Origin of the sequence: uncultured Phascolarctobacterium sp. (assembly GCF_958349595.1) — a bacterium.
Taxonomy (GTDB): domain Bacteria; phylum Bacillota; class Negativicutes; order Acidaminococcales; family Acidaminococcaceae; genus Phascolarctobacterium.
The window spans coordinates 256,620-278,204 of the sequence record NZ_CATWDQ010000001.1 but is presented as its reverse complement, the minus strand read 5'-3'; the positions used below and the strand labels follow the sequence as shown (position 1 = coordinate 278,204).

Annotated in this window: 18 protein-coding genes and 2 riboswitches; of the genes, 16 read left to right on the top strand and 2 right to left on the bottom strand. The window is 48.3% G+C overall.

Translation table 11 applies throughout. The annotated features are described in order from the left end of the window. Nucleotides 1–207: 207 nt before the first annotated feature. The 10 genes from Q4G98_RS01175 (at nt 208) to Q4G98_RS01130 (ending at nt 12,756) form a co-directional block, all read left to right on the top strand. Nucleotides 208–516 (top strand): hypothetical protein, encoded by a 309-nt coding sequence (locus Q4G98_RS01175; protein WP_177561819.1) that lies wholly within the window; start codon nt 208–210, stop codon nt 514–516. Nucleotides 517–535: 19 nt separating this feature from the next. Continuing rightward, nucleotides 536–745, top strand: coding sequence for a hypothetical protein (locus Q4G98_RS01170; protein ID WP_177561821.1), 210 nt, complete (start codon nt 536–538; stop codon nt 743–745). A gap of 4 nt (nt 746–749) precedes the next feature. Next, nucleotides 750–1,370 carry a sigma-70 family RNA polymerase sigma factor gene (locus Q4G98_RS01165; RefSeq protein WP_177561823.1) on the top strand — a complete coding sequence of 207 codons (621 nt, stop codon included), beginning with the start codon at nt 750–752 and terminating at the stop codon, nt 1,368–1,370. After that, complete coding sequence (locus tag Q4G98_RS01160) at nt 1,370–1,720, top strand: hypothetical protein (RefSeq protein WP_298565657.1); 351 nt, start codon at nt 1,370–1,372, stop codon at nt 1,718–1,720. The genes Q4G98_RS01165 and Q4G98_RS01160 overlap by 1 nt, the downstream gene beginning before the upstream one ends. Nucleotides 1,721–1,932: 212 nt before the next feature. After that, on the top strand, nt 1,933–3,375 hold the full coding sequence (locus tag Q4G98_RS01155) for a non-oxidative hydroxyarylic acid decarboxylases subunit C (RefSeq protein ID WP_298565658.1): 1,443 nt from the start codon (nt 1,933–1,935) through the stop codon (nt 3,373–3,375). A 30-nt stretch (nt 3,376–3,405) separates the two neighbouring features. Further along, the gene (locus Q4G98_RS01150) at nt 3,406–3,612 is read left to right on the top strand and encodes a non-oxidative hydroxyarylic acid decarboxylases subunit D (protein WP_177561828.1); all 207 of its coding nucleotides are present in this window, start codon (nt 3,406–3,408) and stop codon (nt 3,610–3,612) included. An 84-nt stretch (nt 3,613–3,696) separates the two neighbouring features. Further along, nucleotides 3,697–4,716 carry an AAA family ATPase gene (locus Q4G98_RS01145; protein ID WP_298565660.1) on the top strand — a complete coding sequence of 340 codons (1,020 nt, stop codon included), beginning with the start codon at nt 3,697–3,699 and terminating at the stop codon, nt 4,714–4,716. A 10-nt stretch (nt 4,717–4,726) separates the two neighbouring features. Then, a complete protein-coding gene (locus tag Q4G98_RS01140; protein ID WP_298565662.1) occupies nt 4,727–6,280 on the top strand; it encodes a vWA domain-containing protein in 1,554 nt (517 codons plus the stop codon). Continuing rightward, nucleotides 6,280–6,918, top strand: coding sequence for a hypothetical protein (locus Q4G98_RS01135; protein WP_298565664.1), 639 nt, complete (start codon nt 6,280–6,282; stop codon nt 6,916–6,918). Before Q4G98_RS01140 ends, Q4G98_RS01135 begins: the two co-directional genes overlap by 1 nt. 218 nt (nt 6,919–7,136) lie before the next feature. Beyond that, a riboswitch (cyclic di-GMP riboswitch) is annotated at nt 7,137–7,219 on the top strand. A 293-nt stretch (nt 7,220–7,512) separates the two neighbouring features. Next, nucleotides 7,513–12,756, top strand: coding sequence for an autotransporter domain-containing protein (locus tag Q4G98_RS01130; RefSeq protein ID WP_298565666.1), 5,244 nt, complete (start codon nt 7,513–7,515; stop codon nt 12,754–12,756). A 110-nt stretch (nt 12,757–12,866) separates the two neighbouring features. Here the strand turns inward: Q4G98_RS01130 and Q4G98_RS01125 are convergent, their stop codons facing one another. Beyond that, entirely contained in the window at nt 12,867–14,345 is a 1,479-nt protein-coding gene (locus Q4G98_RS01125; RefSeq protein ID WP_293662246.1) for a UbiD family decarboxylase, read from the bottom strand. A gap of 410 nt (nt 14,346–14,755) precedes the next feature. Here Q4G98_RS01125 and Q4G98_RS01120 point away from each other — a divergent pair, with 410 nt between their 5' ends. Continuing rightward, nucleotides 14,756–15,664 (top strand): LysR family transcriptional regulator, encoded by a 909-nt coding sequence (locus Q4G98_RS01120; RefSeq protein WP_298565669.1) that lies wholly within the window; start codon nt 14,756–14,758, stop codon nt 15,662–15,664. A gap of 50 nt (nt 15,665–15,714) precedes the next feature. Here Q4G98_RS01120 and Q4G98_RS01115 read toward each other — a convergent pair whose 3' ends face one another. After that, nucleotides 15,715–16,614 carry a LysR family transcriptional regulator gene (locus Q4G98_RS01115; RefSeq protein WP_177560922.1) on the bottom strand — a complete coding sequence of 300 codons (900 nt, stop codon included), beginning with the start codon at nt 16,612–16,614 and terminating at the stop codon, nt 15,715–15,717. Between the two features lie 440 nt (nt 16,615–17,054). On the opposite strand from Q4G98_RS01115, the gene Q4G98_RS01110 reads away from it, so the two are divergent. The 5 genes from Q4G98_RS01110 (at nt 17,055) to Q4G98_RS01090 (ending at nt 21,575) form a co-directional block, all read left to right on the top strand. Next, nucleotides 17,055–18,437, top strand: a complete 1,383-nt coding sequence (locus tag Q4G98_RS01110; protein ID WP_366780842.1) for an SLC13 family permease — start codon at nt 17,055–17,057, stop codon at nt 18,435–18,437. Nucleotides 18,438–18,460: 23 nt separating this feature from the next. Beyond that, nucleotides 18,461–19,024 carry a UbiX family flavin prenyltransferase gene (locus tag Q4G98_RS01105; RefSeq protein WP_293662251.1) on the top strand — a complete coding sequence of 188 codons (564 nt, stop codon included), beginning with the start codon at nt 18,461–18,463 and terminating at the stop codon, nt 19,022–19,024. 1 nt (nt 19,025) lies between these two features. Then, the gene (locus tag Q4G98_RS01100; protein ID WP_298565673.1) at nt 19,026–19,412 is read left to right on the top strand and encodes a hypothetical protein; all 387 of its coding nucleotides are present in this window, start codon (nt 19,026–19,028) and stop codon (nt 19,410–19,412) included. Nucleotides 19,413–19,581: 169 nt separating this feature from the next. Continuing rightward, nucleotides 19,582–19,701, top strand: a riboswitch (FMN riboswitch). A gap of 103 nt (nt 19,702–19,804) precedes the next feature. Then, on the top strand, nt 19,805–20,914 hold the full coding sequence (gene ribD / locus Q4G98_RS01095; protein ID WP_298565676.1) for a bifunctional diaminohydroxyphosphoribosylaminopyrimidine deaminase/5-amino-6-(5-phosphoribosylamino)uracil reductase RibD: 1,110 nt from the start codon (nt 19,805–19,807) through the stop codon (nt 20,912–20,914). Nucleotide 20,915: 1 nt separating this feature from the next. Beyond that, entirely contained in the window at nt 20,916–21,575 is a 660-nt protein-coding gene (locus Q4G98_RS01090) for a riboflavin synthase (protein ID WP_177560918.1), read from the top strand. Nucleotides 21,576–21,585 lie beyond the last annotated feature (10 nt).

Sequence of the window (21,585 nt, the reverse complement as noted above, 5' to 3'; positions counted from 1 at the left end):
TGTTTTACCTTTTCTTTTATTAAGTTTTCTTTTGGTCTTACGTTCAGGTTTTAAACCGAAGGTTTTTAAAACCGACTGTATCCCGTTGTAGCTGGCTATGGCCAGCGTAGAACAAAGAAATTTTTAAAAGAAATCATAGTTATACTAACGTAGTAAGTACCTGCATAGCAGCGGCAGCCTTAAATAAAAATGCGAAGGAGCAACAACATGACAAAATCTGGAAACACAAACAAAAAGAAAAAAATCAGCCCTATGGCGGCTAATCTGCAGGGGCGGCTGGTGCTGATGGCGCTGCAGTGCCCGCTGGTGAACGGTGGCAGCTGCGGTATGGCAAAGCGTCAGTCACAGGCTAAAGGGCAGCGGACGGAAAGGACGTTTGCGCCGGATGAGCTGGTGACGGTACATGTGGCGCTGCCGTATGAACTGCGGCGTCAGGCACGTAAGGCCCGTTTAAATTGCAGCGCTTTGCTGCGTGAGGCTTTGCGCAGTCAGCTGCGTATTTTGGCCGATGTCTGAAACGGCAGGTTTTTTTAAGTTGGAGGAGATGTGGCTGCGATGCAGAGAGCCGCAGGCCGTATGTGGGTGCAGTTGGTGCGGCTGCCCGATCTATGCCGGTGAGGAATTTGCCGAGCTGGATAATGCGGGGGCCGTATGTTTGGAATGTATTGAAGGCTTGAGCGGCAGGGAGCTGGTAGAGGCTTTGTCGATAGGAAAAATAAAAACAGCGGATACAGATAGGAGATAGGGATATGAACAAGGTAACGACAGAGCTGACAGCAGGCAGCAAAGAGATGGAGGACGAGAATTTTATGGTATTGGTGAAGCTGGCGCAGGCTGAGCCTAATCTGAAACTGGAGGCAGTGATGGAGGGGTTGAAGTTTTTGCTGCTGAGAGTGCGGCGGCAATATGGCTGGGGCTTGGAGGAGGATGTGGAGCGGCAGATGGAACGGATCGGCGTGTTTACGGCGCTGCAGCTGTGGCATGGCAGCGACAGGCGTCAGTTTGCGGCACTTGCTGCCTGGCAGGTGCGGCGTGAGTTGTGGAACGAGGTGCGGCGTGAGCGTGATTTTAAGAAGCACCGTGCTTACGAAAGTCTTGACGAGCACGGCGAACTGGCGCAGGAACAGGAGGTGGTGAATGATTTTTACCAGCTTGACGAACGTCAGACACAGCTTTTGGCTGTGCGGGTGCTGCTGCCGCGGCTGCCTGAGGTGCAGGCTGTGGTGATGCGGGCGCTGTATATCGAGGGCAAGGAACCACAGCAGGTGGCACGCGAACAGCGGATCAACGTCAGCAGTGTGTACAGGCGGCGCGATCGGGGGATCGCCAATCTGCACAAACTGCTGGTTACGGCCAGGGAGGTGGCCTGATGCAGGAACCGTATATGATGATGCGGCGGGTGATGGTGCTTTTTAAGGCGGCCGGGTTAAAGGTGCCGGCAGTTACCCGTGGCGAGAAGCTGCGGCTGCTGGATGTGTGGGTGGCGCGTTATGGCGCGGTGGATGCGGCTGTATTTTTGGCGGCGGTACGCAGGCTGATGGGCGGTTGTTATTTTCCGCGTTTTTGTGATATGGACGCGGCTGTGCGTGAGGAGCAGCGCCGCCGTAAAAGGATGGCTGAGGTGATTGCCGGGGCGCAGCGGGCTGATGCTGGCGACAGGGAAGCTAACCGTCGGCGCGTACAGGTTTTGATCGAGAATTTGTCAAAGCGGCGGCTGTAGCTGACCGCCTGACTGCTGTTAAGTGGCGTCAAGCGGCATGGGCAGCGGCTGGGCGCTTATTCCCAAAAAGAATGAAGCCGATAGTTTTTTGGAAATTCCGAAAACGCATATCCTTGCGATGTAACTGAATTGCTATTAGACGCCGTCAGTTCTAGTATATAGATAAGGGGTAAACCTTACCAAGTGCAACGATGACAAAGGAGGTCAAAAACATGGCAAAAGTTTACAAAGATTTGAGAGAATTCTTAAAAACATTAGAAGAAGAGGGTCAGCTGATCCGCGTTAAAGACGAGGTCGATCCGGAACCTGATATTGGCGCTGCCGGCCGTGCCTGCGCTAATATGGATAAAAAACCCGCAGTTTTGTTCGAGAAGGTGAAGGGTTACAAGTATTCTGTTGTAACTAACGTTCACGGTTCCTGGGCTAATCATGCTTTGATGATGGGCATGCCTAAAGACACTCCTGTCAAGGAGCAATTCCATGAATTGAACCGCCGCTGGGATAAATTCCCGGTACCGCCGGTAGTTCTTCCTCGTGAAAAAGCTTTGTGTAAAGAAAATACTATCAGCGAAAATATCAATTTGTTTGATGTTTTACCTCTTTACAGGATCAACGATCAGGACGGCGGCTTCTTCCTTTCTAAAGCAGCTGTTGTTACAGGCGACCCGGCTGAACCTGATAATCTGGATAAACAGAATGTCGGGATTTACCGTATCCAGGTCAAAGACGTTGACCGTATCGGTATCCAGGCTCTGCCTTTCCATGATATCGCTATCCAGCTTGCTAAAGCTGAAGAAGTGAACGAGCCTTTGCCGGTTGCTATCGCGCTGGGCAACACGCCGCTGGTAAGCTTTATGGCAAGTACGCCTGTCAATTACGACCAGAACGAATATGAATTCGTAGGCGCTTTGCAGGACGGTGTGCCGACTGAGATCACTAAAGCTGATACTGCCGAGCATCTGTATGTTCCGGCTCATGCCGAGGTCATTCTTGAAGGTTACATTATGCCGCGCGTTCGTACCTGCGAAGGTCCGTTCGGCGAGTTCCCGGGTTCTTATTCCGGCGCCAGAAACCAGTGCGAGATCAAGATCACACATATCACGCACCGCACCAATCCGATATTTGAAAACCTCTATCTGGGTATGCCCTGGACTGAGATCGATTATCTGATGGCTCTTAATACCAGCGTGCCGCTGTACAAACAGCTGAAAGCTACCATGCCTGAAGTTCAGGCTGTCAACGCTATGTATACTCATGGTATCGGCGTTATCATTTCTACGAAGGTCCGTTACGGCGGCTTTGGTAAGGGCGTTGCTTTCCGTCTGCTGTCTACGCCGCATGGTATGCCTTATTCCAAGGTCATTATCGTTGTCGACGAGTTTGTCGATCCGTTCAATCTGGAGCAGGTCATGTGGGCGCTTACTACCCGCGTCAAACCCAGCAAGGACGTTGCGATCATTCCCAACTGTGCAGGTATGCCGCTTGATCCGTCTTCGGTACCGGCAGTCATGCATGATAAGCTGATCATCGACGCTACGACTCCGGTCGCTCCGGAACCGAATCCGCGTTCTGTTGAATTGCTGAAACCGTCTCCGGCTACTCCGAAATGGGAAGCTATTTTCAGAGATTTTATGGCTGCACAAAAAAATAAATGATAATTTAAGGTACAAAGGAGGCAGATTTTTATGAAATGTCCACGTTGTGGTGCTGATACTATTAGAGTTATGACTAAATCTCCGGTCGGTAATGTGTGGGAAGTTTATGTATGCGATACCTGCTGCTATTCCTGGCGTTCTACCGAAGAGATCCATGTGCATGATGTGTTTAAACTGAAACCGGAAGATATTCCTAATTTACAGCAAATTCCGCCGGTTCCACCTTTAAAGAAATAAACGGCTGCTTGGGGCTTTGACAAGTCCTTGTTGGCGGGGGAGTTAGCTCCTCCGCCTTTTTTATATAAGACGGGGTGATGAAGAATGGCTGATTTGAAAACGCAGCTGGATCTGCGGCAGATACCAAAAATAGTAGGCGAAGATGGGACGCGGCTTTTGGAGTGCTGTTACGCGGTGCTTGAGCATACCCGGTGGCCGCTGTATATCGTGGGGCCTTCGGGCAGCGGCAAAAGCATTATCGCGATGAATTTGGCGAAGCAGTACGCGCTGGCAAAAAACGTGCCGGCCTATTATGTGCAGCTGAGTCCGGAGCAGACGAAAACCAGCCTGATTTTGGGGCTGCGGCTGGAGGGCGGCAGTTTGACGGTCAAAAACGGCGTCGTGGCCGATTGTATGGAACGGGGCGGGGTGATCGTCGTCGATGAGGCGACCCATTCGGTGCAGGAGATTCTGCTGATGTTCAACAGTATTTTAGACCGTACTTCGGTGACGGCGATCGGCGACAAGATGATCTATGCCCACGAGGATTTCCGCATCGTGTTCTGCTCGAATGACAGCCGTTATGCGGGCAATGTGAAGCTGCCGCAGAGTTTTGCGCAGCGGCTGGTGTCGTTTTATTTCGATTATCCGGCAGCGGCGGACGAGCTTTTGATCGTGGAGCAGATCGTAGCGGAGGAGTGCCGGGCCGCCGATGTGGTGCCGGCAAGCTTAAAGCGTTATATCATCGAGCTGATGCGGGAGGTGCGCAGTAATACTTATCCGCTGTCGGTGCGTAATGCGGCGATCGCCGTGGTGCTGTGCAATCTGGAGCTGCTGCGGCGCCCGGACTGGCGTCAGGCGGCAGTCGATCCGTATTTTTATGATGACCGGAATGTGGAGAGCGTCAAACGGTATCTGGCGAAACGGGTCCTGGGCTGTGAGGCGGCCAGCGTGTCTGATCTGACTGATAAGCGGATCACAGAGCTTGAGCAGGCGGTGAGCGCGATTGGGATCGGTAATTTTAAAGAGATCATTTTGCAGAGCTTTATGTATTATCTGGATGTGGATCTGGGCTTTTATGATTTGCAGCTGGTGAAGGAGAAGCTTGATTCCTCGATCATTTGAGGTGGCTGGTATGGAAAATTTTGCGGTATTATGCCCGGAGCTGGCGTTTAAAATAGAATATTATGCGGAGGCTGACGCCTATAAAAATGCTGTCGGTACGGAGTGCGGGCAGTTTTGCTGCTGCACCGGCAGCCGTGAGGACGGCTATATCCTGTCGCTGAACAGTGAGCTGCTGCAGGAGGCCTGGGAGCAGTCGGCGCTGCACGGACTGCTGACGTTAGAGCGTTTTACCGATTGCTTTATCGTCAATGAGTTAAGCGCGCTGCGCTACGAAAAGGCGGCGCTTTTTGCAGGGGCGGAGGGGTACAGGCATACGGCGCGGCTGCAGGAGGACAGTTTATACCGCTGCGTCTATAAAAGTTTGTTTCAGACTTTCTGCGAGTATAAGCTGGCGCGTGAGCTGCCCGAGTTCGGCAAGCTGCTGACATTGTTCAATCTGACGACGCAGGATGCGGAGCTGGAGCGGCTGGCGAAATATCTGCCGCGGCGGCAGCAGCTTGCTGAATTGCAGGCATTTTTGAAGTACGGCATTATCGAGCGGCGGGCTGACAGCAGTTTTTATGATTTTATGGTGCCGCTGGCGCTGTCGGCGGTGCGGACGGAGCTGCGCAATGTGATCGTGGTGACGGGGCTGCTGACCCGATGGCTGCAGGGCTTACAGGCAGGCGACACTGCTGAGGAAGCGTGGGCGGAAAAAGCGGCAGCAGAGGCGGCAGGCGCAGCAGGTTCGCTGCCAGAGGTGAAGATGCTCAGCGACGAAGAATTATGTGAGGTCGTGCGGAAGGAACATATCCGTGAGCTGAAAGCGAAAATGCAAAACGCCGCTACCCAGGTCGGCAAGCTGGCCGGGGCAGGGCGCATGGTCAGCCGCGCCGGCGATACTTCACAGTTCTTTTTGGATACGGTGCACAAATACAGGCGCGAGATCAGCGAACTGGAATATATCTTTAAGCAGAGCTTTACGTCGATGAAGATCATTGACGCTTACGACGGCGACGTGAATCTGAAAAAGCAGCAGGAAGCTTATCTGGCTTCCAAAACAGCCGAGGAAAGCAAGGTCTATCAGTATTATCTGCGGCGCAAGGTCTCGGTCGATATCATGATCCTGCGCGACGTATCGGGCAGCACCTACCGCTTTGAACGCGAATACGCCGAAGCGCTGGTCGAGATTCTGGCGGCGGTCAATAATTTTGACGGCATCAGAACGCTGGTGATAGATTTCGAGGGCGGCGCCAAAGTGCGTAAAAGCTTTACCGATAAGGCGGAGCAGACTTCGATCGTGCCGCTGTCGGGCGGGGGGACCAATCTGCTGCCGGCAGTCAGGCTGCTGCAGGAACAGGCGCTGAAGGGCAAGCGGCGGTTGCTGTTCCTGTTATCGGACGGCGAGATCAACGACCGTGAGCAGGCGGAAAAGGAGTTGGCTGCTTATTGCCGCCAAAACCTGATCGAGCTGGTGAAGATCACCTTTGAAGAAGAAGATAAATACGGCTACGAGCATACGACGATCGTCAATCTGCACAAGTTTCTGGCCCGCAGGATCATCGAAAAGGGGGCGGTCTACTGATGGAAAGCTTATTGAAATGCCCGCACGGGCTGGCAGCAGGCTGTGAGCAGCGGCAGGGGCTGAAAATCTACCGGCATCTGCAGGACGGGGCAGCGTGCGCTTTACTGAACGGTTTGCAGCTGACGCCGGAGGAAATTTTGCTGGCTATGGGGCAGACCTTCGTCAGCAGCGGCAGCTGTGCTGCTTTGGCGCCCTATGTGCGGTGCGGCGAGCTGGCTGCAAGTTATGTGCCGCCGCAGGTCAGCACAGCGCTGAACGAATTTATTTTGTTTTTTCACGAATGCAGCGAGGTGCGGCAGCTGGTATATCAAACAGTGCTGACGGCAGCCACAGGCGGCGACGTTAAAGCTTTTGAGGAACTGCTGGAATTGACGCTGTTTGCCTTGTGCTATGCCCGCTATCAGGAAGACGCCAGAAGTTATAAAAAGAAGATCAAGGAGCTGCTGGCATATTTTGGTACAGGGCTGCCTGATATTTTAATGGCGTTTAAAATAGACTGCTCAAGGCAGACGGCGGTCAGCAGCTTTTATGACGAGGTGTGCTTTCAGCTGAAATATGAATATTGGGACAGGGAAACGGGCACAGACAGGCAAAAGCAGCGGCTGGCAGTAAAGCGGCTGCTGGAAAGCAGGAAGTAAAAAGTAAAGAGCGCAAATAAAAGAAGCGGAGTAGTTAGATGCTACTGCCGCTTCTTTTATTTGTTTCGGTGAAATTATTATATTAAACAGAAAAGTGTAAAGTCATTCTGTTATTATGAAAAAATGTAAAATTTGGAAAAACAATGCATACGTCTTGCGTATTTTAAGACAAAGTGATATTCTTTTATATAATAAAAGAATATTAACAAATATAAAAATAATATAATTGGCAAAACTGGTGAAAACCAGCGACGCAAAGCTACAGGGTCTAAACCGTATGGAATGACAGCCAGCTGCGCTTAACAGGGATGTGCTACGCAGTTGTGTGACATCTCTGTTTTTTATTTCTCAAGAAAATTTTAAAATAAAAAGTAAAAAGTCTTGTGGGGGGGTACAGAGGTGCTATAATAATTTAAAAGCGACTTTTACAATCGTTAATAAAATATTGCGATTGAGGTAGAAGTGGTTTGCTTGCATTTCCAGTGAATAGTGTTGGCAAAATTTGGAAAGGTGGTCGTGATGATGTCCGGAAATTCTATAAGAAAAAGAGAATTGCAAAGAAAAGTATTATGTTCGCTGCTTGCAGCAGGTGTAATGTCCGTTTGTATATCTGGGGGGGACGTATGGGCGGCAGGAACTATCAAAGATAAGGATACTACTATTACTAGTAATATGAACATTATTGCAGACGACGGTAATTTTGAAGGTGCCAATAACAGATATGCTGCGATAGGAAATACACAGGCGGAAACAATGACAGTTACTGCTGCGTCAGGAGTTGTTGTCAGCAGTAGTGTAACGACGACAAATGGCAGAGCTATGGGTATTGTTAATACAGGTAATGGAATTTTAAATGTCAACGGCAGCTATATTTTTGACTTAGAAGCTGATACTGTAAGGGGTATTAGAAATAATGGTTACAATGACCTAAATTTAAATGGCGATTTTACGATTAAAGCAGTAAGTAAAAGTACAAATGCCGCTAATGATGTAGTTGTTGGAGTAGAGGCATTTAACGGGACTAATATTACTGTTAATGGAGATAAATTAGATATTGATATTACAACTGATAATGCTAGAATAATTGGCGTACAAAATTTTGCTAATAACGGTAACGTTATTACTTTTAACAGTAAAGATATGTCAATAAAAGCCGTGCAAACAGGTGAGGGTAGTTATTGTCAAGGTGTTCTAGGATACCAAAGCACGACTAATTTTAATGGGAATGTAGTTATTGATCTTAAAGCTGATCAAGTATCTTCTCAGGTTCATGGTGTAGATATTCAATGTGATCCTGGGAATGCTTATGAAACTGTTGTCAATTTTAATAATCAAAATACTGACATAAAAGTTGAAGGTGGATCAACGGCAACTGTAGCTGCCATCAGGGCATCAGGTGTTCCTGGAATCGTAAGCTTGAACGGTACGGTAACCAATCTCACAGCTACAAACATTGACGATGGATTGGCTGCTGCAATCATCAGTCAATATGGAGCGCACGTTAAATCCGGCGCCGATACGAATGTCAATGCTATTGTAAATTCTAAGAATGGCGATGCAGTTGCGATTTATATAAGTGAGTATGCCGGTTATAATGGAAATGTTGAATTAAAAGGAAATCTTACAGCAGATGTCATTAGCGAAAATGGTGACGCTTATGGTGTTATGGGAGAATTGTCTGATGATGTAAAGTCGGAGAATGATGGAAAGATTTATATCGGTAAAAATTTAGATTTGGATGTTCAGGCAAGTAATGGCAATGCCATAGGTATTGGTGCTGTTGGTAAATATAATAAAACTGTGATTGATGGCGATACCACTATTACAGCGGTAGGTAAAACTGCTGCAACTGCTTTATCAGCTAAAGATAGCGGTCAGATCATCGTCGGCAGTGCAGGTAAAACTGTTACGCTAACAGCAGGAAGCACAGGTGGAAAAGTAATAGGTATAAATGCAACTGGCGGTTCTGATGTTACTGTAAATGGTGAAAAATTAGTTCTTGATTTAAATTCCAAAGTGACCAATGGAACAGTCGATGACAGGATTATAGGTATTGACGGTTCAGCCAATGAGGGCGGTAAAATAACTATCAACAGCGCTGAAACATTACTTACAGGAGTACAGGAAGGTTCCACAGTATATAGTGATGGTGTACGCGCTAACATGAGTACGATCGATTTCAATGGTAATGTAACGATTGATCTAAAAGGCGATTTAAAAGATAATGTCAAACAAAGTCAGTTTGCCGGTGTTAATGTACAATGTGATCCTGGGGATAATTGGGATACAGCAGTCAATTTTAATGGTATAAAAACAGGCATCAAAGTTGCTGGTCAATCGTCCTGGCTTGCTGCTGTACAAGGTTCTGGCGTTCCGGGTTCGATAAATTTTACTGGTGAAAAGGTTGATTTAACGGCAATAAATAATAAAGCTGTTAGCGATGGCGCATCGACAACTGTCGGCATTTATTCTCAGTATGGCGCAACGATAAATTCCGCTGCGGATACTGATATTACGGCAACGGTACAGGCAAACGGTTATGCCAATGGTATTTATAATACCAATGCTTATGGTTATAATGGTAAGGTAAAATTAAACGGCAGCTTTACAGCAACAGTTACCAGTAATGAAAAAAGTGCCTATGGCATTTATAATGATCCTCTTGCCGAAGACAGTACCGGCGGCTCTGTTTTGATAGGTAAGAATTTGCAACTGCAAGTTACAGCTGCAAATGGTGAGGCTATAGGTATTTATGGAGAAGGTAAATATAGTAATACTACTGTTTTAGGCAATACAACTATCACAGCTGCAGGTAAAAATGGTTCTTATGCCCTGTACGCTGAGGACGGCGGCCAGATCACCGTCGGCAGCGAAGGCAAAACTGTCAGCCTGACGGGCGACGTGGTTGCTGAAAACAGCGGCGTTGTTACGCTGGCAGGCGATACCAACACTGTTAAAGGCATTGTTACAGCTGATGGCGGCAGCGTTGTTTTGAATGGCGGCGACAAGGCGACTTATACTGTGGATAAATTTGTTGCTGCTAACAGCGGCAAGATCATTGTCAGCGGCGGTACTTTGAATATCGATGAGTTAAGTAACGCAAATAAATTTGAATTGGGTAAAAAAGATAACCCTAATAACAATTCTCTGGAAGTTACCGGTAAAGGTGTGCTGCAGGCAGCAGCAAAAAATATTTTTGATGCAACGGGAAGCTCTGCTTCTAAAGTAGCCGATGCTGTAGATGCGAAGGTTCTCTTTAGCGGCGGTAAACTGGCTATCAGCGACGCCAGCTATAAGTTGGCTGACAGTAAAGCCTACAGCACTGCTTTGGCAGCAGCGGAAGGTAATGCGGCTAAAACAACACTGGTCATGACCGGTACTTTGCAGCAAGAAGATATTCCTAACAATACGGCAGGTGTAGAAGATTTAGCGCCTACTGGCGCAGTACATACCCAGGTCACAGGTACGGTAGAAAGTGATACGTTGAATATAGGTGGTGCAGGTATTGGATCGCCTGATACTGGTACGTCTGTTAATAATGATCTGGGCGTCAAAGACCTGGATTTCAGCGGCGGCAGTAGTGGTACAGTAGAGAGTGCAAAGGTCAATATCAGCAACGATACCGGACTGACGTTAGTCGGCGACGGCAGCGGAGATTTGCTGAAAGGTACTAATGGCTCCAATAATACTGTAACGGTAGGGAGTATTGATTCCAGTGGAAAAGGTTCAGCCGGAACGCTGACCTTGGGCAGCACTGCGGTAACCAATAGCGGCGGCACTTTGAACGCCGAGGTAAAAGTGCAGGCTGACAGCCAGATGAAAGTTGAAGCAGGCAGCTTCACCGTTAATAAAATCGAAGCATCCCAAGGCACAGTAGCCGTCAATGAAGGTGCGGCCTTAAAAACCGCAGAGCTGACAATCGGCACGTCTACCGGCAATCCTGATACCAGTACCGCAGGTGCGGTACACGCGGCAGGCAGTGTAGAAGTTGATAAGCTGACCGTAAATAAAGGCACAGTAGCCGTTACCGGTACCTTGGCAGCGACTACCGAATTAAAAGCTTCCAGCGATACCTCTATCGCAGTCGGCGATTCTACAAGCGCCGGTACGCTGACAGCTACAGGCGTACAACTGCAAGGTGCAAGCATCGTCCTTGACCCTGCCTGGAGAGACGGCAATACTATTGAGACAGCTTCCAAAGCAGGCTTGGAATTTGCCAATAGTCATCAAATCGACGGCAAATTGACCGTCGGCCAGAACTCAGTTTTAAGCTTGGGTACCACTGATACCAGCAAAGCCGAAGCTGCCTTTGCCGCTACGGGCCTGACCTGGGGTCAAAATGATATCACCGCCGCCTTATATATCGATGCGACGCAGACTTTGGATAACTCTAACGGCGGGCTTAAAGTAGACGGCACGCTGACTCATGAAAGCTTAAGTGGTTTCGCCGAAGCCAACACGGCAGAATTTGCCGATAAATCTCTGCTGATGGTAAACAGTGCTGCGGCAGCGGCAACTGACGGCGCATTAAAAGCCAACAGCGGCAAATTGACCGTAGACGCCGGTGCTAAACTGTACATCGCCAACGCCCAAGCCGGCCAAACTTATACGGTGGTCAGCGGCTTTGGTGGTGCTGGCAACAGTGTCGATAAGAACGGCTGGACGGGAACGAACCTGCTTCTGAACAAACTGCTCAAAGGCGAAGGCAAATTTGACAGCGGTAACTTTACCGTAACCACGAAAAAAGTGAAAGCCAGTGAAGCCTTGCCGGGCGTAGCCCTGCCGAATATTTTGGACGCCATGACATCAGATACCAATTCGGAGTACGCAGGCGTAAAATACCTGAGCAATGCGATCAGCGGCCTTAACACCGACGCACAGACCATCGCCGCCATCAATAGCTTCGCCCAGGGCGCAGAAAACAGCGGTGCCAGCCACAGCAGTGTTTTAGCAGCCTTTGATATAGGTTCTATCGTACAGGGACACTTGTCACTGGCAAACAAAGGCAATAAGCTGGCTGGCGGCTTTGGCAAAGCAGCAGCAGACCGCGAAGATAACGGCGGTATCTGGGTACAGTACCTCCACAACAAAGACAAATCAGACGCCGGTTATGAAGGCCAGTATAACGACTTTGTACTTGGCGGAGATTTTGCCGACAAAGGAAAATACAGCAGCGGCGTAGCCTTCAGCTATGGCAGCGGCGACAGTACAGGCAGCGCCTCGAAAAACGAATATGATTTCTGGGGCCTCAGCTACTACGGCGGCATTCGTAATGACGATACCAATTTGATCTTTGACGTTGGCTACAGCAAAAACAGCAGCGAGATCAAAGGTGTGGTCAACGCCGATCCCGATACCCGGATCATTACCTTAGGCGTGAAGGGTGAAAAAATGTATACTAACGGTCACGATACTAAATTTGTACCGTATGCCGGCCTGCGGTATATGAATGTGGATACTGACAGATATACAGGTACGATCGACGGCAAAACCGCGGCTCATTACAGACCGGACAAAGCCAATTTGTGGCTGCTGCCAGTAGGCGTCAGCATTACCAACGAAACCGTTAGCGAAAGTGGTTGGAAGGTGCGCCCGACAGCAGATATCGCTTATGTCTGGACGATGGGCGATAATGATAATGCCATGGGCATCACTGTACCGGGCATCAACGCACAGGACCGTTTGGGCTATGAGCTGATGGACAGCGGTTTCTTTGTAGGCCGCCTGGGCTTGGAAGCCGAGAAGGATGACTGGACTTACGGCGTCAGCTACAGCTACCAGAAGGGCAGCGACGCACAGAGCAATAAATGGTTCGTGGATGTGAAATACAGTTTTTAAAAATTAGCAAACCTCAGTAAACATAATTTAAGAGTTTCAATAATATAAAAAGAACACCCGCATTGGTGATTACTCACTAATGCGGGTGTTTTATGTTTTCTGCTCAGTACTTATTTTTTAAATAATTCAGGTACCCATTTTGCCGGGTCGACTTCTTTAAATTTGCTGCGCTCAAAGTGGTCTTTCAGTCCGAAAGGCACGGTGCAGTCAAAAATAGTTTTGCAGGAGATGCCTACATCACGCACAGAGGGCGAGAAGTCGGGGCGTTGGGAAGGATCGAGCGGATGGCAGCGGACGCCGGGGATCGTGATAACGTCGACGTCGCCCTGGAAGCGGGTATTCAAAGCCCACAGCACGTCATCGGTATCGAACAGATCAACGTCGTCGTCGACCAGGATAACGTGTTTCAGTTCCGAGAAAGCGGAGAAGGCAAGCAAAGCAGCCTGTCTTTGACGTCCTTCGTCAGGCGGAGCTTTTTTGACGAACTGGATAACTGCCATATATTTGCCGCCGCCGGAGCAATGGGCGTAGACGTTTTTAACGTTGCCGGGCAGAGCTTTTTCGGTCATACCGAGGATAGATGCTTCGGTCGGGATACCTGCCATGTTGACATGTTCTTCAGAAGGACCGATGCAGGATTGCATGATCGGGTCGCGGCGGTGGGTAACTGCTTTGACTTTGATCAGCGGGATCGCGGGTTTCATAGCGCCGGTATAGCCTGGGAATTCCGGCATGGCTTTACCGGTGTTGGTGTTCTGGTCTTCGCGGACGCGTACGTCTGGCAGCAGTTCGCCTTCGATGACGTATTCAGCGCGGGCGATCGCTTTTTCGTTGATGGTTTTACATTGTACCAGCTGTACGCCTTCACCACGCAGACTGCCGGCGATGCTCAGTTCATTGAAGCCGAGCGGAGTAGTAGGCGGCTCGAAGCAGGCTGCGATCTCGATTGCGGGATCAACGCCGATGCTGATGGAGATCGGCATGGGTTTGCCTGCTTTTTCGTATTTCTGACGGAAGGTGTCTAAATGACGACCGGGAACGAAATACATGGAAATTTCATCTTTGCTTTGCAGACATAGTCTGTGGATGGTAATATCCGTATTGCCGTTTTCAGGATCGGTGCCGTAGCACAGGCCCATGGTAATATACGGGCCGGCGTCTTCTTCAGTATTGGTCGGTGCCGGGATAAGTTTGCGAATATCGAAGCCTTCGTCAGTTGCCAGATGCACTACTTCCTGGCAGGGGGCCTGATCTGCGCCGACAACTACAGGTGGGATCGGGGTAGCGACGGAATCTTTTAAAAGGAAACCAAGTTTTTCAGGCTCGCAGCCCAGCAGGTGACCAACACGTTCACGGCTGGAAAGTACGCCGATAGCGACTTTAGCGTCAGGATGTCCTTTGACGTTGTTGAAGATCATGGCAGGGCCCAGGCGGGTCGGGCGTTTGACGGTGCCTTTGGCGCCGACGTAGCGGTAAATGCCGGAGATCTCGGCCATCGGGTCTGCTTCGACATCGGTTTCTACCAATTGTCCGGGGATAGTACGCAGGTAATCAAGTGCGGAACGTAAATCATTGATTTTGGTTTTCATAAATAGAAGCCTCCTTAAATTTCCTCAATAAAAAATAGTATTGATAGGATACGAAAGAAACTGCCGCCTGTAAGAAAGTTGGAATGTTTTTGCGGAGACTGTTTTTTGCAATATCTAACAGTTTGCTGAACCGGCGCCGGAGCTGCACCAACCGGCGGCGGATTCCAGGCAGCGTTTCCTGTTACAAACATCATAATACTTTCAGCCACTGCAAGGCTATTCTAAATGACGAAGCTGTTGTGACATATTGGAAAGATAGGATCAGACCATTGCTTTAAGGTAAAGTTTATGAACTTTTAATTCAATAAAGGCAAGAGGTTATGCTGTATTGGAATAAGCCAAAGCTTATTTTTAACGTATAATCGAAGTAGATTAAGATGATATGGACCGCAAGAGGGCAGGTGAAGAAAATGAATTTTAATCAGTTGAAATACTTTGTTGCGATCGTGGAACAGGGAAGTTTCTGGGCAGCGGCGCTGGAAGAATATATTTCTCAGTCTTCACTGTCCAAGCAGATCAAGGCGTTGGAAAACGAGCTTGGAGTAGTGCTTTTTAACAGGAGCGGCAATAAAATAACATTGACAGAAGCCGGACAGTGCTTTTATGAATACGCTTTGAAGCTGCTGGAAATAAAAAACAGGATGCAGCAGGATTTGATGGATTTTAAAGAAACGCCGATCGAAGAGGTGAAGTTTGCCTCTATCCCTATCGTCAGTTCTTATAAAATATCGTTGTTGCTTTCTGAATTTCAAAAGGTCAATAAAAACCGGAAGCAGGTAGTCAACTATAATATTCTGGAAGAAGAGCAGAAAGACGTGCTGATGCTTCTGAAAAACGATAAAGTAGATTTTGCTTTTGTGCGTGACGGGTTTAATATGCTGCCTGATTATGAGCACCGTTTGTTCCTGACAGATGAGATCGGTTTGATCTGCTCACAGGAAAGCGGATTAGCGCAGCTGGAAAAATTTGATTTTTCGATGCTGCGGGATGAAAAAATCATTCTTATTTCGCCTAAATCGGAAATCTACCGCCTGCTGATGGAAGAACTGCATAAGGTGAACAAGGAATGCAATGTGACAGCGACAATGACGCGGCACCGCAATGTTTTTTCGATGGTAGCCAATAATGTCGGCATTACTTTCTTCACTAAAAGGATGTTTGAAGAAGGGCATACGATCAAAGGTTTGAAATATGTACCTTTAGTTATGCCGATCTACAGTAATGTGTATATCGTCAAACGTAAGGAAAAGGCTTTGAATGCGACTACGGAACGCTTTTGGGAATTTCTTTGCAGTAAGTATCAGGAATATCTGCTTTAAAAGTAATAATAGATGTTATAAAAAAACCACTGCGATGCAGTGGTTTTTATTTATTCCGGTTTTGGTTTTTTCTGCCAGAAATTCCAGAAATCTTTGGTGATCTTATTGAGTTTCCGGTTTTTCAGCTTGATCAGCGCCACATTGCTGGTAACTTCTTCCGTTAGGGGAATAGTAGTGATATGCGGGAACTGGTGCAGATCGACCAGACTGTAAGGCAGCAGAGTGATGTCGTTGGAGGTCTGTAGGATCTCCATCAATATTTTATGACGGGTTGTAAGACATTTGGCGCGTTTTTCAACACCATACTTTTCAAAAGCTTTTCTTACGATCGTATTGATTACCGATGAGGTATCGAGCAGTGAAAGCGGATAGGGAATAATATCTGTAGGAGAAATGGACGCTTTTACTGTCAGCGGGTGATTTTTATTGCAGACCAGAACGAAAATATCTTTTTTATAAGGCATTATATCAAAGGCTTCAATGTTTTCTAAATAGTCTGTGCGAACCAGGGCAATATCAATAGTACCTTCAAAAAGTTCTTTCATGACACGCTGCTGATTGTTTTCGTGCATATCGATAACGACGTTGAGATTAGGGTTGTAGTGATTGGTAAAATCGGCGATCAGTGCGCTGATACCATAGGATGAAACGACGGGGATCGAACCAAAACGAATAGTGTTGGATTTTTTGGTAGCAAATTCGTCCAGATAAAGCAGCATCTCGTTGTGCTGTTTGATAGTTGTTTCGGCATATTTGGCAAATTCTGCGCCTATTTCTGTTAAATAGACTTTGGAATGTTCGCGTTTGAACAAATCGACACCCAGTTCGGTTTCCAAAGCTTTTATCTGCTTCGACATTGATGATTGGGAAATATACATATCATCAGCAGCGTTTGAAAAGCTGCCTGTTTTAACGATGGCGAGAAAGTATTTTAACTGATTAAGATTCATATAATATCAACCCGCCTTTCTGTACCGGTTAATAATTGGATAGCATCGTTGAACAAGTTAAATTGCGATAAGGGAACATAACTGCTTTCCATTTAAATTATATTCGATTTTGGTATTTACACATATTCGAGTATGGAATACAAACTTGCGGCTTTGGAAATTCCTAACAAGAATGACGTGTTTATTTAACTGAATTGCCTTTTGAACGGGCTGGTTCTATGATGAAAAGCAAGAAAGAGTTTTGCTGGAGATAAAAGGCAGGGAGGCGAAAAAGATCTATCAGGAGCTGTGGAAAGCTCGATTCTCAAGTATAATGATATGCTATGACTTAATAAATTGCAATAATTATATTTGCTGCACATGAATTTAATTATTGAGAGAGATAGTTTATTGGTTGTAGATGGTTGAAATCGTAAGAGATAGGAGGTTTTATTGTGAAACTGAATAAGGCAAGGATTGGATTTATTTTAGGCATCATCGTAGCGCTGCTTATTGGTACGGCTGATATCCCCGGACTGGCAAGAAACGGTCAGATCTGTATGGCGCTTTCGTTTATGACGGTAATCTTCTGGGGCTTTCAAATTGCTCAGCCGGGTTATACTTCAGGACTTTATTTATTGTTACTGGCAGTTTTTGGTGTTGAAAAACCAGGACTTATTTTTTCGACCTGGACCGGGCCGATGATGTTTTTGATCGTGGGTGCGTATCTGATAGCCGGCGCGGTTAAGGAGTCGGGACTTGGTGAACGTATCGCTTATAAGTTTATTATTTCGTATGTAACTTCGTTTAAGAGTATTATCGTGGCGATTTTTATTCTTACTTTTATCCTCAGTCTTTTGATCCCGCATCCCTGGCCGCGTGCATTTTTGATCATGTCGGTTATGGCGGTCGTTATCAAGAGTGCTAATATCCCCAGAGAAGATGCTGTCAAGATCGGTTTTACCGTTTTTGCTTCGTCTGTTCCTGTTTCGTTGATTTTCCTGACCGGCGACGCTACGATCAGCCCGCTGGCAGTTCAATCTTCCGGTGTTCCCTTGGGATGGCTGGGCTGGTTCAAGCTGATGGGGCCTCCCAGTATCATCGTCAGTATCATTACCTGCTTCATGATTTTGTTCCTGTTCAAACCAACTCAGGAAGTGCATGTCAATAAAGACGATATGCGTGAGAAATTAGCAGGTTTGGGACCAATGAGCGGTAAAGAAAAACGTACTGCTTTCTGGGTAACCCTGGCAATCATCTTGTGGATGACTGATACCCTGCACGGCGTTGATATTGGTTGGGTAACGCTCTTTATCGCTATGGCGATGAGTATGCCTTTGATCGGCGAGATTTTGACGCCTGCCAGCTGGAACGGTGTGCCGCTGCATGTTTTGATCTTCTTGACTGCTGCTGTTGCTATCGGACGCGTTGGCGGAGCTACTGGCATGAATGCCTGGATCGCTCAGACCGTATTACCGGGAACTGTACCGACTGATCCGTATATCCTGGTAGCGTTTATCACTACTGTTTCCATCATTATCCATATGCTGCTGGGCAGTGTTATCGCGGTTATGGGCATCATTATTCCGGCCATGATCACTTTTACCAGCCAGATGGGTATCACGCCGTTAGTACCGGCATTGATCGCTTATTCGGCAGTTGCTTCTCACTATGTACTGCCTTTCCAGCATTTGAATATGCTGGTCGGTATGGGTGAAGATAACGGTATGTATACGCAGAAGGAAACGATCAGGCTGGGTATTCCGTTCATCATCGTTATTTATGTAATGACAGTACTGATCGAAGTTCCGTATTGGTCGCTGTTAGGTTTGTTCGATAAATAATTTTTCTTGAAGGAGGGCTGGAGATGCGTCTGATCGTTGGTATTTCCGGAGCCAGCGGGGTCGTTTTAGGCTATGAGATGCTGAAGGCTTTAAAACTGATCCCCGATTGTGAAGTCCACTTAGTTGTAACTGAAGGTGCAGTTAAAAATTTTGAGTGTGAAACGGAGCTTACCGTACAGGAGGTCTGCGCTCTGGCCGATGTTGTTCACAGTAATAAAAATATGGCTGCCAGCATTTCCAGCGGCTCGTTTAAAACTGACGGGATGATCGTTATTCCCTGCAGTATGAAAACAGTCGCTGGGATCGCAGCCGGGTATGCTGATAATCTGCTGCTGCGTTCTGTTGATGTTTGTCTGAAGGAGGGCAGAAAGGTGGTCATCGTACCGCGCGAGATGCCTTTGAGCAGGCTGCATCTGCGGAATATCAAGGAAGCTGCCGATTACGGCTGCATCGTAGTGCCGCCGATGCTGACTTTTTACAACGGGTCTAATTCGGTCGAAAAACAGATGCAGCACATCATCGGGAAAGTCCTGATGCAGTTTGGCATTGATTATAAGCATTTTGTGGCATGGAAAGGAGAGGACTGAAATGCAGGCGAAGTCTTTTTCCTTAGGTACGGAAGCGTATTTACTGGAAGCGGTGGCAGTACGCTGCGGTGACGATCTGACAGTCGTTATCGGAGGCGGCGAAAAGCAGCATATCGGCGCTGTCGCTGTAGGCGTGCCGCGTCCCAGCTTAAAAGATAAAAATGTAGTTTCTTCTTCGGCATCAGTCTTGTGCCTGACGGGGCATAAGGAGGATCTGCTGGCCCGCAGCGCCGCTTTAGAGCTGGCTAAGCTGCTTGGACATACGGTCACAGTGACCGTGGGGCTGCATATCGACGATGCGCCGGCAGCTGCGATCATGCTGCTGGAAGAAAATTTTCAAGAGCTGTTACGGCAGATCTGTCATTGGGCTGTTTCTGCTAAACAATAAGTTTACACCTCAATTCCTCCATCTTTGGAAGCGGGCGGGAAGAGCAAGCTCGCCTGCTTCCAAAAAATCAGTCAGTGCCAGACGGCACGCTGTTTGTTCACAGGAAGTTCGCTTTTAAAAAATTGACGCTGTGAATATTTTATGCTATATTTAAAAGGTAATTGAATACGGTAGCCTTTGGGGCAGGGTGCGATTCCCTACCGGCGGTTATAGTCCGCGAGCTTCTTCGGGAGCATGATCCGGTGTGATTCCGGTACCGACAGTACAGTCTGGATGAGAAAAGGCGGCTATGAGTTTGTTTTGCGAGCCATAGACAAAACCCCCAAAGGTTTTGCCTGTGGTTTTTCTAATTTCAGGGCAGGAACCGTAACTTGCTTGAAGAAGGTGACTTGATGGACGATGAATTATATATGCGGCAGGCTTTAGCTTTAGCCTGTCTGGCTGAGGGCGATACCAGCCCCAACCCGATGGTGGGGGCAGTGATCGTCAGCGCTGACGGGGAAGTTGTAGGCGAAGGCTATCACCATAAGGCAGGGCAGCCTCATGCCGAGATCAATGCGTTGAAGGAAGCGAAGAAGCTGGCCCGCGGCGGCACGATCTATGTGACGCTGGAGCCCTGCTCACACTTTGGGCGCACTGGTCCCTGCTGTGAGGCGATCATTGCTGCCGGTTTAAAACGGGTGGTAGCTGCGATCGAAGACCCGAATCCCAAGATTGCCGGCAACGGTTTTCAGCGTTTGCGCGCTGCCGGGATCGAGGTTACTGTAGGCGTGTGTGAGGAAGAAGCGCGGCTGCTGAACGAGAAGTTTTTTCACTGGATCGTAACCGGCAGGCCCTTTGTTTCACTGAAATATGCAATGACCTTAGACGGCAAGATCGCGACCAGGACCGGCGATTCCAAATGGATCACCGGCGAGGACGCCAGGGCTTACGGTCATTATCTGCGCAAAGCCCACGACTGCATTTTAGTTGGCAAGAATACGGTGCTGGCTGATGATCCTGAACTGACGACACGGCTGGTAGAGGGCAGAAACCCGCTGCGGATCGTGCTGGACAGTAACTGCGAAATTCCCATGACGGCAAAGGTTTTTGACGGCGAAACGGAAACGCTGCTGGTTACCGGCAATGCTTTATCAGGTGCGAAGCAGGCGAAAGCAGACGCCTTACGGGAGCTGCCAAAGGTAGAGGTGCTGCAGCTGCCGGCTGTCAATGGCAAGCTGCCGGTAGCACTCCTGCTGGAAGAGCTGGCCCGGCGCAATCTGACCAGTATTTTGGTGGAAGGCGGCAGTACGGTGCATGGCGACTTTTTAGAAGCCGGTTTGGTCGACCGTATTTATGCTTTTATCGCGCCGAAGCTGATCGGCGGCAGGGAAGCGCTGACTCCGGTCGGCGGTACTGGCCTGGCGCTGATGGAAGATTGCTATATTTTGAAGGATACGGAAACGCTGCCTTTGGGAGCAGATATTTTGCTGACGGGCAGAGTGGAAAGGAATAAATGCTGATATGTTTACGGGTTTAGTTGCAGAGCTTGGCACGGTGCGCGGTTTAAAAAGAGTGCAGAACAGTTATCATCTGACTGTAGCCGCGAAAAAAGTGCTGGAGAATTTAAAGATAGGCGACAGCGTCGCAGTCAACGGTGTCTGCCTGACCGTAGTTGTTTTAGGCAGCGGCGAGTTTACAGCCGATGTGATGCCGGAAACAGTACGTCTGAGCAATCTGCGTGATCTGCGCAGCGGCGACCGGGTCAATCTGGAACGGACGCTGCGGCTGATGGATGGTCTGGACGGGCATATCGTCAGCGGGCACGTGGAGGGCATCGGTGTGATCGCAAAATGCCGTCAGGACGGGATCGCCAATGTGGTGACAGTCAAAACGCCGCCTGAGCTGATGCGGTATATCCTGCATAAGGGTTCTATCGCTATCGACGGTATCAGTTTGACGGTGACGGAGGTAACAGGTGACACCTTTTCCGTCTCGCTGATCCCGCATACATCGAAGGAAACCACTTTAGGCTTTAAGACGGTTGGCGACGAGGTCAATCTGGAAACGGACATCATCGGCAAATATGTCGAGCAGATGCTGCGGTTTGGCGAAAAGACAGAGCAACAGGATAAAGCCAGTGTTTTGAGTAAAGCGACTTTATTCGAAAACGGATTTATTTAAATAAGGAGGC